The organism is Methanoregula sp. (assembly GCF_028679125.1).
In the GTDB taxonomy this organism is placed as follows: domain Archaea; phylum Halobacteriota; class Methanomicrobia; order Methanomicrobiales; family Methanospirillaceae; genus Methanoregula.
The window spans coordinates 26,734-39,828 of record NZ_JAJRCG010000008.1 but is presented as its reverse complement, the minus strand read 5'-3'; the positions used below and the strand labels follow the sequence as shown (position 1 = coordinate 39,828).

The window sequence follows — 13,095 nt, the reverse complement described above, 5'->3', positions numbered from 1 at the left end:
GAAGAATGCGTTGCACGGGCTGACGAAAGAAACGATAGAATATACCCGTGGTGATATCATTGTTTACCGGATAATACTCTGGATACCGGTATATATAATTGTTTGCAGATGTACCCTGATGTACAATCCCGATCAATGCTAAAGAATAGCACGGGGCGCAAAAGACCATATCGGTGGAAACATAACCCTCATCCTGATACACCCGTGACATCCGTCTTCTCTTCCCTCCATGAGTCCCTCCAGCAGGTACTTGCCCAGCGGCTCGACTGGTCCGATCTGCGCGAGGTGCAGGAGCAGGCATATGCGGCAGTGACCGGGGGTAATGATGCCCTCCTCATCGCACCGACTGCCGGTGGCAAATCCGAAGCAGCCCTCATCCCGGTGATGGATGATATCCTGAAGAACGGCCGGGCCGGAGTGACCTGTCTCTATCTTTCCCCTTTGAAGGCCCTCATCAACGATCAGGAGGAGCGGTTCCGTGTCTTCTGCGTCCCGACATCCCTGTCCGTGATGAAATGGCACGGGGATGTCCCGAAAGGCGACCGGTCGTGGAAGGATGAGCCACCCCACTTCCTGATGATCACCCCCGAATCGCTCGAAGTGCTCCTGCAGGAGAGGACCCTGTCGGCCGACCTGCGGCAGGTGCGCTATATCATCATCGACGAACTGCACGCGTTTGTCGAGTCCGAGCGGGGCGTGCACCTCAAGGTGCTGCTGGACCGGATGGACCAGCTGGCGAAACGGAAGATCCAGCGGATAGGCCTATCGGCAACCACCGGGAACCCTGAAGAGATCCTGCACTGGCTCTCGGATGATCGCCGGGGGGCTGTACTGGTGGCAGTCCCGGCCCCGCCCCAAGAGAAACAGTTCAGTTTCCTCGTCGAGCCGGCAGAAGGAAAGCGGGTCGATGCCGTTGCCGGTATCGTCAAAGGCAGGAAAGCGCTTGTCTTCGTGAACAGCCGGAGCAGTGCGGAGAACCTGGCCTCCGCCCTCCGCGGCCGGATCAGCAACCTGCACATCCACCACTCATCGCTCTCCTCAGAGACGCGGAAGTCTGCCGAGGACGCATTTCTTGCCCAGGGCGGGGCCTGCATCATCTGCACGAGCACGCTCGAACTGGGCATCGATATCGGCGATCTCGATGTCGTGGTCCAGGTCGGTCCGCCGGACTCGGTCTCCTCGTTCCTCCAGCGGATGGGCAGGAGCGGGCGGCGGGGAAAGGCGGCGTACGTGGCCTGGGTGCTCGCGGACGCGTGCGAGCTGCTCTGTAGTTGTGCGATCATCGAATGCGCCATGGACCGGGACGTTGAGAAGTTGCGCCCCCTTGAAAAACCGTTCAATGTGCTCCTCCAGCAGTTCTTCCTCCTGCTGCACCGCCAGCACCGGGCTGGACGGAGGAAGATGGTGTCAGACCTCCTCTCCCACCCGGTATTTGCCGGGATCACCCGGGAGGATATTGACCATATCATCCGCCATCTCATTGCGGAGGGCTACATCGCCACCGATGGCGAGATGCTGATGTTCGGCACCGAGGCGGAGCGGGTGCTCGGGAAGTCGAACTGGAAGGATCTGTACTCGGTGATCAACGGGGGCGGGGAGTACCGGGCCGTGACGCCGGACGGCGATGTCGTGGGAAAACTCGATGCCCGGTTTGTCAACAGCCATACTAACGGGGAGATCTCCCTTGGCGGCCAGACGTGGTCGATGGTGAAGTGCGATGACGGGCACAACCTTGTCGTGGTCGTGCCGTCCGGTGCAGGAGTCTCCCGCACGTTCTGGACAAGCAGCGGGGAGAGCGGTTTTTCCGCCCTCATCTGCGAACGGATCGGTCAGATCCGGGCGCAGGGAGAGTCCGTGCTGCCCCTCGGGGAGCCCGAACAGGAGCTGATCGGCGGCCTTCTTGCAACGATCCCGGAGGGAGTCAGCGGGTACGGGCTGTATGTGCTGGAGAAGATCCCGCCGGGCAGGCGTGAGGTTGTCGTGTACTCCCTGCACGGGAGCCGGTTCAACCGCGTTCTTGCGATGCTGCTCCAGAAGCGCCTGGGCAGGAAGGTCCAGGTCCGTTTTACGGATTTCCTGCTTCGGGTCACCGGTGCCGGAAAAACCGGTGCCGGGGCAAAAGTCATGTCGGCCCTTGAGAGTATACGGGAAATGACCCGGGATGAGATCGAGACGCTCCTGCCGGTGCCCCGGCGCGATGGCTGGAAGTTTGCATCCCTGCTCCCGGACCGCCTCTTTGCCGCATGTGCCATCCCCGGTTACTATCATACCGGGGAGTTCGTGGAGATGATCTCCCTGCAGGAGATCGCGCTTCTCCCGGTTCCCCCTCCGGATACGCCTACGGGTACGGAGTGACGAGTCGTTGTTTTCTGAAGGTCAGCAGATCACCTTTTTTTGGTCAGGTGCCGAAAACTACCTATGAAGAAATGGTTCGTACTCCTTGTCCTGGCTGCACTGCTTGTGCTGACATGCGGATGTACCGATGAGGCATCTCCGAAACAGGCATCCACACCGGTTCCCACCGCGACGGTAAAACCAACGACGGTGATGCATACCACGATCGCAACGCCAACCGCTGTCCCGGTTACAACCCTGACGGTATCCGAGACTACGATTTCTATTAAGAACAATGCCTTCAACCCGTCCAAACTGACCATCAAGGCCGGTTCGCAGGTGCGGTGGGTAAATGACGACGATCATGTCCACAACATAGAGTTTATCGATAAGACATTCTCCTCCTCCACCTTTCTCCTCGGGTCCACCCAGTCGTTCAGCCAGCAGTTCGATCGCCAGGGAGAGTATGCCTACATGTGCCGGGTCTACCCGAGCATGAAAGGAACGATCACGGTAGTACCGTAATCCCGGTGTAAGGCAATTCTCTGCTTTTTTTTAAAAACAGTGTTTCATAGAGTGCCAACGGTTCACGGAGCCCGCAAGGGCTCTGACATACTTCCGGAAATAAAAAAGAGGAGTGAGGAATCGTGTTACAAGCCGACAAGGCGAAGTACGGCACCCACGAGGATCCCGAACATGGATGTGGATGCCGAGAGCATGCCTAAGATGATGTATCCTGCAATCGCACCAATCTTCAGCGGCGTATAGGTACGATTCAGGTTCAGCCTCCGCACAGCTCGGAATGATCTCGCATCTGCGGATATGGCGGGTTTGTTCTCCTTGATCCGTATCATACCTGTTCACTCACCTAACATACCGCCACGCGCCCGTGGCGGAAATCTACATTAATCATATATTATGAATATGGGGTATTTATTGATTGTGAAAGAACAAAAACCTGAAGAACCAGATTTAGAGATTTTTTTGCGAAAAATACCGAAAACCGGGACTCTTTTGGAATTTTTCAGGATGGGGCCATGGGTACGGTAAAACCCGCAGACCAGAACCAGTACTGAAACAGAAAACCCGGATACAAAAGAACGCCGAGGGGGAGATTTGAACTCCCGAGGCGCGAAGCGCCAGTAGCTTTCGAGGCTACCGCCTTCCCGGGCTAGACTACCTCGGCACCCGGTTCTCTATTTTCTCTCATCAATTGTTCTAATAGTTATCTGATAGTGTCCCGGATCACACGGAACCTGCCGGACAAAAAAAGGGATTCTGGTTTATGAAAAATTACATTCCATGCGGGGCGCCGCCCTTGCCGCCCTGCTGGGTGATCATCATGTCATCGACACGGATGAGCATGATGGCGGTCTCCGATGCACTCTGGATGGACTGGCGCTTTGAACGCAGGGGTTCGATAACGCCCTCAGCCAGCATGTCCACAACTTTGCCCTCGTAAACATTCAGGCCGGCATTCTTCTTGCCCTTGGAGTGGACATTCTTGAGCTCGACCAGCTTGTCGATCGGGTTGAAGCCGGAGTTTTCTGCAAGAGCCCTGGGAATGGACTCGAACGCGGCTGCATAGCCCTCGATGGCGATCTGGACGCGACCACCCACGGTCTGGGCATACTCGCGGATCTTCATCAGCAGTTCGGTCTCTACTGCTGCGCCACCTACTACGAAGGTGCCGTCTTCCATGGCATCCATGACAACGCGGGTGCCGTCAACCACTGCACGTTCGAGCTCGTCCAGCAGGTAGTCGCTCGTACCGCGGAGCAGAATCGTCAGGGTCTTGGGGTTCTTGCAGCCGGAGATACGGGTGACTTTCCCATCAGTGTCTTCCTCAACAAGGTCGGCAGTGCCCAGATCCTTTCCGGTCAGGGAGTCGATCTTGGAGATAATGTTCGCATGGAGCGCCCGTGCTGCATACTTCATGTCCTTCTCGGGAACGTCCTCTATACTCAGGACGCCGGCCTTTGCAAGGTAGAACTGGGCTGCATCTGCGATACCTTTCTGGCAGAGGAGGACATTTGCACCGCTGCTGATGATCGCATCGGCAAATTTCTTGAGGGCTTCGCGCTCCTGCTCGGAGAACGCGTTGACCTGGTCGGCCGTGGTGATCTTGATCTTGGCCTTCACCTGGGTCTTGGTGATCTCCAAGGGGGTTGCAACCATGGCAACCTTTGCCTTGGTGATCTTCTTGGGCATGCCCTCGTGGACCCGGATCTTGTCGATGACAACCCCGCGGATCAGTTCGGCATCGTCCATGGCCTGACCCTTCTGCTTCTTGATCATGACATCTTCTTCATCGACAACGAGCTTGCCGTTGACCTTCTCGGCAACGGTCATGACAGCATCGGTAATGATGGTGTCGAGCTTGCCCTTGACCTGCTCGATGGACTTGCCGGTGATTGCCGTGTCAGCGATCTTGATCAGGGTCTTCCTGTCAGTCGGGTCTACCTTGAGGGAGAGGCTGTTTGTAATCTCGAGCGCCTTCTCCATGCCCATGCGGTATCCCTGCGCAATAACGGTCGGGTGGATGCCCTATTCCAGCATGCTCTCGGCCTGCTCCATGAGGGCTCCCACGAGGACGACCGCAGTGGTGGTCCCGTCGCCGACTTCTTCGTCCTGTGTGTGCGCAACCTCGATCACCATCTTTGCGCCGGGGTGCTGGACGGCAATCTCGCTCAGGATGGTTGCGCCATCGTTGGTAATGACGATATCTCCCGAGGAACTGACGAGCATCTTGTCCATGCCCCGGGGACCAAGGGTCGACTTCACGGCGCCGGCGATTGCCTTTGCGGCCGCAATATTCGAGCGCTGGGCTTCTTTGCCGCGATTACGCTCCACATTTTCTTTTAAAATGACAATTGGCTGTCCAGATAGCATAATAGATCCTCCGATGTTGTAAAAGGTGGAATTGAACTTCTATATAAATTATATTGTCATGGCTCCGGAAAAAAGGAGTGATCAGTCAATACGGGAGATTTTAAAGAGCGAATAGACCGGGACGCCATCAATATCCTTGATGCCGCGCTTGTCAAAGATCACCCAGATAGCAATCGGTGTCGCGTTGTGCTTCTTGAGGTACTTGATCACCTCTCTCATGGTATTGCCTGACGTGATCACGTCGTCAATAATGATGCACCGCTGCCCGTTCACTGCTGCGAAGTTCCCGCTGATCGATCCGGTCGGGCGTTCGCTCTGGCTCTGTTTCTGGGGATGATAGATTGCAAGCTGGGCAGCCTCCTGGACTGCGATCAGGGTGGCAAGCGGGATGCCCGAGAGGGCGATTCCCACGATCACATCGGCTGCCGGGGATCCTTCCGCCTCACTGGTCTGGTCCTGGTAGTACCGGTTCAGCAGCATCAGGGCAGTCTCTTCCAGCAGGGGGGCATGGCTGGAGACTGCGGTCCAGTCAATGTGGACATCCTTCGGGGCGGTGGATCCCTTGGCCTGCGTCAGGAGCCAGGTTACGGTCTCCATGGAAAGGGAGAGTTCATCTGCAATCTGACCCGGGCTGTGCCCTTCGGCAAGGAGCGCCCTTGCCCTGCCAATCAGATCGTCTAGCGAAGACATGAACAAAGCTTTGCCGGTATCTATTTAAGTTTTCTTTTAACTGCTGCGCCGCAGACCGGGCACTCCCCGTCGTGGTCGAAATATCGTCCGCACCCCGAACAGCGGTACTTCCAGTGCACCCTTCTGGCTTTACGCTGGGTGATGGGATGCGTCTCCACCCTGAGCACGGTTGCAACGTTCTGGATGGCAAAATCATCCGTGTACAGGACTGCACCGAGTTCCCGGGCAAGGGCAAGCAGGTCATGATCGGTATCCGAGATGATACCGGTATCCCGGCTCGTGGCAGCGGCAACCGCAACCGCATCACGGCTCTCCCGCGACGGGGAGAGGACCGTGAGCCCTGCGGCGGACATCTTCTCGAAATTCCCCCTGGATCGGATATCGCGGAGCTCCTCGCAGACCGAGGGTGTCGTGAAGAGTTCTCCTTCCGGGTGTAATTCTGAAAAAAAGACGCTTGCGTCAAGGACGATTTTCATACCGTGAAGCCCGGGAAAAAAGAGGTCATGGGTGTTGTCGGTTCAGTGTTTACGGATCGCGCCGGCAATCCTCTCAGCGGCCGAGATCCTGCTGCACGCCCGCTCGATCGTATCGCTGCAGATCACGTCGCGGATACCGGCTGCTGTCAGTTTGGCGTAGGCGCCTCCGGCCAGGACCCCGTGAACGCATGCGGCGTAGACATCGGTTGCACCCTGCTGGTAGAGCATTCCGGCGGCGGTTACAATGGTCCCCCCGGTCGAGATGATGTCATCGACAATGACCACCGGCCGGGACGCCACGCTCACCGTCTTGGGTGCCATGCGGACTTCGACCCCGGAGAGCCGGGTCTTGTCGAGGTGGTCAAACTCCCATCCCCCGACCGATGCAACCTGTTCGGCGAATGCAAGAGCGCCGTCATCCGGTGAGAGGATGAGCGGGTTGTCCAGCCCGAGTGTCTTGATATATGCCCCGGTATCCTGCGCAAGGGAAAGGTTCTGTGCCGGCGCAGAAAAGTGCTCCAGCACCGACGGGTCATGGATATTGATGGTAAAAATCTCCGATACACCCTGGCTGAGCGCCTTTGCCACGACCCGTGCACTCAGCGGCTCTCCCTGCTTGAACTGCTTGTCCTGCCGGGCATAGGCCATATAGGGAATGACAAGCCGGATGCGGGATGGTTTGCACGCGTCAATCAGCAGCATCAGCTGGACCAGTGCATCGTTATCAACGACACTTCCGACAATCACCGTCTCGTCATCCAGAGCGCCGGCAACGAGATAATGCTCCCCGTCAGGGAACCGGGAAAAGGCTACGTTAACGACCGGGACCTTGAGCACGCGTGCGAGCCGGGCGCCGAGAACCTGGGATCGTTCAGTACAAATCACTTTCATGGTATCATTCCTTGTTCCGGCAGGAACCGGACCGTGGCGTTCTCAACCAAGTAGATTTACGATAAACCGTATTGTAGTTTTCCGCTTGGCAAAAACAACCCGCTTTGCGATGCCCTCTCTTTCTTGGGCGTGCTATCAGCTGAAAGTACTTAAACTATCATGAGACATTGTATATGAAAATTTTAGGGCAGGAAGGGTAAAACCGCAATGGAAAATATACCAGAACAGCCTCAACAGGAAGCGACGAAGGAAGTTCCGGCCACACCGGAGATCACCGCTCCCGTGAGTGCGCCAGAGAGTGCAGCACCGGGTTCAGCGCAGATTGCCGTGCCCGCAAGCCTGATCGATCAGGTAATCGGCCAGGAACGTGCAGTAGAGGTCATCAGAAAAGCTGCCATCCAGCGCCGCCACGTCATGATGATCGGCAGTCCCGGTACCGGCAAATCGATGCTGGCGAAGGCGATGGCAGAACTCCTGCCCAAGGAAGAGCTTCAGGACATCCTTGTCTACCCGAACTCCGATGATACCAACAACCCGGTTATCCGGACCGTTGCCGGTGGCCGCGGCAAACAGATCGTTGCAGCCCACAAGGCCGAGGCCAAGAAGAAGACCCAGTTCCGCCAGACGCTCCTGATGCTCCTCCTGCTGGGCATTGCAGGGTACGCGATCATCACCATGCAGCTCCTGATGGGGCTTATTGCCGGTGCATTCGTCTTCATGGCCCTGCGCTACTCCACCCCCCGCGAGGAAGCGATGGTGCCCAAGCTCCTTGTCTCGAACGATACCAAGAGCATCGCACCCTTCATCGACGGGACAGGTTCCCATGCCGGCGCCCTTCTCGGCGATGTCCGGCACGACCCGTTCCAGAGCGGCGGCCTTGAGACCCCTGCCCATGACCGTGTCGAGGCAGGGGCAATCCACCGCTCGAACGGCGGCGTCCTGTTCATCGATGAGATCAACACGCTGGACCCCCACTCCCAGCAGAATCTCCTGACCGCTCTCCAGGAGGGGGAGTTCCCCATCACCGGCCAGAGCGAGCGGTCGAGCGGTGCGATGGTCCGCACCGAACCTGTTCCCTGTAAGTTCGTGATGGTTGCCGCAGGCAACCTTGACGCCATCCAGGGCATGCACCCGGCGCTCCGCTCCCGTATCCGCGGGTACGGGTACGAGGTCTACATGGCAGAGAGCATGGATGACACCCCGGAGAACCGCCAGAAATACGTCCGGTTCATTGCGCAGGAGGTCAAGAACGATGGGAAGATCCCGCATTTCGACCAGAGCGCCATCGATGAGATCATCCGCGAAGCCCGCCGGCGCTCCAACCGCAAGGGCCACCTGACCCTGAAGCTCCGTGACATGGGTGGCCTGATCCGTGTGGCCGGTGATATCGCCCGGCAGGAGAATGCTCCCATCACCACGGCAGCGCACGTGACCACGGCCAAGAAGACCGCCCGGTCCATCGAGGACCAGGTCTCGGATGAGATCACCCGCCACCTCAGGGAATACGAGATGACCGTAGTGGAAGGTACCCGCGTTGGCCGGGTCAACGGCCTTGCCGTTACCGGCAGCGATGCGGGCTCTGTCCTCCCCATCATGGCAGAAGTGACCCCGGCCCAGGGTGCAAGCGGCACGGTCATCGCAACCGGGATGCTCAAGGAGATTGCACAGGAATCGATCAAGAACGTCAGTGCGATCCTCAAGAAATTCACCGGCAAGGATGTCAAGAATATCGATATCCACATCCAGTTCATCGGCACCTACATGGGTGTCGAGGGCGACTCCGCATCCGTCAGCGTGGCAACCGCCGTGGTGAGTGCGATCGAGGGAATCCCTGTCCGGCAGGACCTTGCCATGACCGGGTCCCTCTCGGTCCGGGGCGATGTCCTGCCGGTCGGTGGCGTGACCTACAAGATCGAGGCAGCGGCAAAGGCCGGAATCAAGACCGTCCTCATCCCCCGGATGAATGTCGGCGATGTCCTTATCGAAGAGCGCTTCCAGTCCATGGTCACCATCATACCGGTTGACAGTATTGAAGATGTCCTCAAGATCGCGCTCGTGCCGGAGAATTCCGACGGCTTCCCCATCAAGCTCAAGAAGATGGCGATGAGGTCGACCGCGATGATCGCAGAAGTACCGGCAATCAACCCGTCAACGGCCTGAATGCGATGCACGGTATCTCCTATTACGACCTGAGGCACGTGACCGGTGAGGTCACGCATATCGATATCGATAACGGTGCCGTGGAATCGGCCGGCACCTCTTTTTTCAACAAGGCGATCCTCCGGGTTCTCGTCAAATCCGGCTGGGGGATCCTCCAGATCGACAACTACACCCCGTGCACCGGTCTGAAATTCGATGAACTCCTTGAGAGAGCCGCGAAGCTTGCAATCATCACGGAAGAGAATGTCGTGCTCGGGGATGTGCCCCGGGGCCAGCTGCCCGTTCCCCCGGTGAAAGAGAACCCCCGCGATATCGGGATCGAAGAGAAGGCCGCTCTTCTTGCCGAGATCGAGAAGAGCGCCACCCTCCCCCTCATCACCAACCGGAGGGCGAATTATATCGAGAAGAACGAACAGGTCCGGTTTGCCGACAGTTCCGGCAACGAATATTCCTTTGCGATGAGCCGATCCGGGTTCAACGTCCTTGCGGTGGCGTCACGGAACGGGAATGTCCAGATGGGGTACGAACGTGAGCACTCCATTGATGGCTTCAATCTCCGGCACCAGCAGGCTCTCGGGACGAAGGCTGCAAACTTGGCAATTTCCCTCCTGGATGCCACGCTGGCCAAAGGCGGGAAGATGCGGGCAGTTCTCGACCCGGAGCTTGCCGGGGTCTTTGCCCACGAGGCCGTGGGCCACGCGAGCGAGGGCGACCTGATCCAGGAAGGAAACTCCGTCCTGGTGGGAAGGACCGGGGAACGGATCGGCAACGAGAACCTCACGATTGTCGACGACCCCTCCCTCCACGGGTTCGGGTTCGATCCCGTGGATGCCGAAGGTGCGGCCGTGACCCGCACCGAGATCATCCGGCGCGGGGTGATCAACGCCTTCCTGCACAGCCGGGAATCGCTGGCGGCTGTCGGTAACGGTATTGCCGGCCATGCCCGGGCAATGCCGGGCGAACCCCCGCTCGTACGGATGAGCAACACGTTCATCGAGAACGGCGACTCTTCGAAGGAGGAGATCTTTGCGGAATGCAAAAACGGGATCTTCCTTGCGGGTTCCCGTGGCGGGCAGGTTGACCCGGGCCGGGGCATCTTCCAGTTCAACGCGGAGTACGGCTACCTTGTGGAGAACGGGGAGTGCACAAAGATGGTCCGGGATGTCTCCTTGTCAGGGGAGATCCTCACGACCCTGCACGGGATCGTCCTGTGCGGGAACGACCGGAAGATGAGTCCCGGGTATTGCGGGAAAGGCGGTCAGAGCGTGCCGGTGAGCGATGGGGCTCCCCATATTCTCTTAACCGATGCGGTGGTGGGTGGCAGTGGCGTGGATTGAGGAACTGATCCGGGAAGCGGAGAAGGTCGTTGACGAGGTCGAGGTTTACTATGTGGAGGGCACCAGCGTCTCCGCTGACCTCAAGAAGAAACAGGTGAGTCTTGCCACCATCTCGCAGGACTGCGGCCTTGGCATCCGCACGATCCACAAGGGACAGATCGGCTCGTCCAGCACCAATGATCCCGGCCGGTGGCGGGAGTGCCTGAAGGCTGCGGTGGCGAGCGGGAAGTTTGCAACCCCGCAGGAATGGACCGGGCTGCCCGGGCCGGAACCGCTGGATACGACTCCTCTCGCCTTCGATGCCGGCATGCAGATCGAGCCTGGTACGGCCCGGGACCTGCTGGACGATCTGCTCGAAGGAGCAGCAGCGCACCCGGCTGATGTGACATCCGGATCGGCAGGGCTCTCCTCTATGAAAGTGACCCTTGCCAACAATCACGGGATCCGGTATTCCGACCGGTCAACGTCTGTGTCGGTATCGCTCGAAGCGATCCATGGGCAGTCTACCGGTTACGAGTTCGGCCACGAATGGTCTATGGACCGGATCGATCCGGTTGCCGTTGGCGAACGTGCAACCTTCTTTGCCTGCGAATCTGCGGATGGCAAAGATATCCCGACCGGGGATTATGATGTCCTCCTCTCCCCCCTTGCCTATGCGGAGCTGCTCGGGAATGTCTTTGTCCCTGCCCTGAACGGGCGGAATGTCCAGGCAGGACGCTCCCGGCTGGCACAGTCCCTCTCGCAGCAGGTTGCCAACCCGATGATCTCGATGTACGACGACCCGCTCCTTCCCGGGGCGGACGGCAGTATCCGCTGGGACGCGGAAGGTACGCCCACGAAGCGGCTCGATCTCATAAAGGATGGCCTCCTGTGTGCCTTTGCCTATGACCTGAAGACCGCTTCCCGGTACGGGCAGAAGAGCACGGCCAGTGCCGTCCGTGGAGGGTTTGGCGGAGCCCCGACCATCGGCCACCACAATTTCGTGGTCGACGGGAAACGCGAGACCGTGGACGATGAACGGGTCCTCTACGTGCACAACATCGTGGGGGCCCATACGGCCAACCCGATGAGCGGCGAGTTCTCGGTCGAGTTCTCCAATGCCTTCTGGATGGAGGGCGGGGAGTTCCAGGATCCGATCCGGAGTGCCATGTTCTCCGGCAATGTCTTCGATCTCCATCACGTCATATCGGGATTGAGCCGGGAGTCACGGGCGGTCGGTTCCCTGATCCTCCCGTCAGTAAAAATAAATAAACAGCATATCATTGGTAAGTAGGAACGACCATGACCAACCTTCTTGTGGCTCTCATCCTTGTCATTGTCATCATCGCCATTGTCTGGTATCTGGTGAAACAACTCTCGGTCCTCGTGATAAACGCGGTGCTGGGCCTGATCTGCCTCTTCCTGATCAATTTCCTCCACGTCATGCAGTGGGTGGGAAAACCCGATCTCGGCTACGATGTTGCAACCATCCTGATCTGCGCTATCGGGGGGTTCCCGGGCGTACTGATTCTGATGCTGCTGGGGATTCTTGGGATCACGATCTGAAGATACCGGAAATATCCGGGGTCTGTCCGGGGTCCCGGATCCGACCCCCCGCTATTTCCCCGGCCAGCCTTTTCCCCAGGATCCCAGTCTCCGGATCAACCAAAAGGCAACAATTAGACGTTTTTCGGAGCCCGGAATTACCCTCAAATGAGTGAAATAACAGCAATATGTCCGTATTTTAAAATCCCCATGCTATAAATCGCCAAAAAACGCGACTATCAAAAAACCGGTTCTTCAAATCGGGCTCCGATTCGCAAACGAAGCAATTTAAGGGCAGATAATTTTCAGGGGGAGTGTATGTCCCGGACACTTCAAAAAGGATGGAATGGGGGAACCGGTATCTCAATCCCTGCTTTATACAAGAGCCGGGATAAAGAGTGCCAGGAGCAGGAGGTCTTCATGACCGGCACTTACCGTATGATGGTTTTTCGGGGGTGTTGCAAACGTCTGGCCGGGTGTTATCGTTACCTCTTTGTCCCCGATGACAAACGTCCCTTTCCCGCTGATGATCTGGTTCCACTCCCACTGGGTTTCGTGGTCATGATCCGCAACCTCGCAGTCTTTCCAGATCCTGACAAGGTGGTAACTGAATTTTCCTCCGGTCTCTTTTCCGGTTACGAGGTCTTTTAAGAAGACGCCCTCGCATCCCGGAAGCGGATACCAGGGTTTTGCGTTTGCCTCAGTCTCGTAACCGGGGAAAACAACAACGCCCTGTTCAAAGATCTCTGTTCGTGTTTTTGTTTCCATCGTACAACTCCAAGGGGACTCTC

At 57.8% G+C, this 13,095-nt stretch carries 11 protein-coding genes, 1 tRNA gene and 1 pseudogene; 6 read left to right on the top strand and 7 right to left on the bottom strand.

What is annotated here, in order from left to right; genetic code table 11:
• The first annotated feature begins 204 nt into the window (after window positions 1–204).
• Both LUQ43_RS07250 and LUQ43_RS07245 read left to right on the top strand, forming a co-directional pair.
• Window positions 205–2,355, top strand: a complete 2,151-nt coding sequence (locus LUQ43_RS07250) for a DEAD/DEAH box helicase (protein WP_299965698.1) — start codon at window positions 205–207, stop codon at window positions 2,353–2,355.
• A 63-nt stretch (window positions 2,356–2,418) separates the two neighbouring features.
• Window positions 2,419–2,859 (top strand): cupredoxin domain-containing protein, encoded by a 441-nt coding sequence (locus LUQ43_RS07245; protein ID WP_299965696.1) that lies wholly within the window; start codon window positions 2,419–2,421, stop codon window positions 2,857–2,859.
• A gap of 125 nt (window positions 2,860–2,984) precedes the next feature.
• Here the strand turns inward: LUQ43_RS07245 and LUQ43_RS07240 are convergent, their stop codons facing one another.
• From LUQ43_RS07240 to LUQ43_RS07215, 6 genes and pseudogenes are all read right to left on the bottom strand, one after another.
• The gene (locus tag LUQ43_RS07240) at window positions 2,985–3,188 is read right to left on the bottom strand and encodes a hypothetical protein (RefSeq protein ID WP_299965694.1); all 204 of its coding nucleotides are present in this window, start codon (window positions 3,186–3,188) and stop codon (window positions 2,985–2,987) included.
• A gap of 247 nt (window positions 3,189–3,435) precedes the next feature.
• Window positions 3,436–3,520 (bottom strand) — tRNA-Ser (locus LUQ43_RS07235).
• A gap of 107 nt (window positions 3,521–3,627) precedes the next feature.
• Window positions 3,628–5,226 (bottom strand): annotated as a pseudogene (gene thsA, locus LUQ43_RS07230) (thermosome subunit alpha).
• A gap of 81 nt (window positions 5,227–5,307) precedes the next feature.
• Window positions 5,308–5,916 (bottom strand): orotate phosphoribosyltransferase-like protein, encoded by a 609-nt coding sequence (locus LUQ43_RS07225; RefSeq protein ID WP_299965692.1) that lies wholly within the window; start codon window positions 5,914–5,916, stop codon window positions 5,308–5,310.
• A 20-nt stretch (window positions 5,917–5,936) separates the two neighbouring features.
• On the bottom strand, window positions 5,937–6,392 hold the full coding sequence (locus tag LUQ43_RS07220; RefSeq protein ID WP_299965689.1) for a nucleotide-binding protein: 456 nt from the start codon (window positions 6,390–6,392) through the stop codon (window positions 5,937–5,939).
• A 42-nt stretch (window positions 6,393–6,434) separates the two neighbouring features.
• Window positions 6,435–7,283, bottom strand: a complete 849-nt coding sequence (locus LUQ43_RS07215; protein ID WP_299965686.1) for a ribose-phosphate diphosphokinase — start codon at window positions 7,281–7,283, stop codon at window positions 6,435–6,437.
• Window positions 7,284–7,490: 207 nt separating this feature from the next.
• On the opposite strand from LUQ43_RS07215, the gene lonB reads away from it, so the two are divergent.
• From lonB to LUQ43_RS07195, 4 genes are read left to right on the top strand one after another with little or no spacing between them, the layout of a single operon-like run.
• Window positions 7,491–9,443, top strand: a complete 1,953-nt coding sequence (gene lonB, locus LUQ43_RS07210; protein ID WP_299965684.1) for an ATP-dependent protease LonB — start codon at window positions 7,491–7,493, stop codon at window positions 9,441–9,443.
• Window positions 9,444–9,448: 5 nt separating this feature from the next.
• Window positions 9,449–10,780 carry a TldD/PmbA family protein gene (locus tag LUQ43_RS07205; RefSeq protein WP_299965681.1) on the top strand — a complete coding sequence of 444 codons (1,332 nt, stop codon included), beginning with the start codon at window positions 9,449–9,451 and terminating at the stop codon, window positions 10,778–10,780.
• Window positions 10,767–12,053 carry a TldD/PmbA family protein gene (locus tag LUQ43_RS07200; RefSeq protein ID WP_363318501.1) on the top strand — a complete coding sequence of 429 codons (1,287 nt, stop codon included), beginning with the start codon at window positions 10,767–10,769 and terminating at the stop codon, window positions 12,051–12,053. The genes LUQ43_RS07205 and LUQ43_RS07200 overlap by 14 nt, the downstream gene beginning before the upstream one ends.
• Window positions 12,054–12,061: 8 nt before the next feature.
• Window positions 12,062–12,325 (top strand): pro-sigmaK processing inhibitor BofA family protein, encoded by a 264-nt coding sequence (locus LUQ43_RS07195; RefSeq protein ID WP_299965677.1) that lies wholly within the window; start codon window positions 12,062–12,064, stop codon window positions 12,323–12,325.
• 354 nt (window positions 12,326–12,679) lie between these two features.
• On the opposite strand, the gene LUQ43_RS07190 is transcribed toward LUQ43_RS07195, so the two are convergent.
• Window positions 12,680–13,072 (bottom strand): cupin domain-containing protein, encoded by a 393-nt coding sequence (locus LUQ43_RS07190; RefSeq protein ID WP_299965675.1) that lies wholly within the window; start codon window positions 13,070–13,072, stop codon window positions 12,680–12,682.
• Between the last annotated feature and the right edge of the window lie 23 nt (window positions 13,073–13,095).

What these genes read in the sequence shown, in the direction of transcription:
- LUQ43_RS07245 (WP_299965696.1), top strand. Translation starts at nt 2,419, where the DNA reads ATGAAGAAATGGTTCGTACTCCTTGTCCTGGCTGCACTGCTTGTGCTG.
- LUQ43_RS07240 (WP_299965694.1), bottom strand. Translation starts at nt 3,188, where the DNA reads ATGATACGGATCAAGGAGAACAAACCCGCCATATCCGCAGATGCGAGA.
- LUQ43_RS07225 (WP_299965692.1), bottom strand. Translation starts at nt 5,916, where the DNA reads ATGTCTTCGCTAGACGATCTGATTGGCAGGGCAAGGGCGCTCCTTGCC.
- LUQ43_RS07220 (WP_299965689.1), bottom strand. Translation starts at nt 6,392, where the DNA reads ATGAAAATCGTCCTTGACGCAAGCGTCTTTTTTTCAGAATTACACCCG.
- LUQ43_RS07215 (WP_299965686.1), bottom strand. Translation starts at nt 7,283, where the DNA reads ATGAAAGTGATTTGTACTGAACGATCCCAGGTTCTCGGCGCCCGGCTC.
- lonB (WP_299965684.1), top strand. Translation starts at nt 7,491, where the DNA reads ATGGAAAATATACCAGAACAGCCTCAACAGGAAGCGACGAAGGAAGTT.
- LUQ43_RS07205 (WP_299965681.1), top strand. Translation starts at nt 9,449, where the DNA reads ATGCACGGTATCTCCTATTACGACCTGAGGCACGTGACCGGTGAGGTC.
- LUQ43_RS07195 (WP_299965677.1), top strand. Translation starts at nt 12,062, where the DNA reads ATGACCAACCTTCTTGTGGCTCTCATCCTTGTCATTGTCATCATCGCC.
- LUQ43_RS07190 (WP_299965675.1), bottom strand. Translation starts at nt 13,072, where the DNA reads ATGGAAACAAAAACACGAACAGAGATCTTTGAACAGGGCGTTGTTGTT.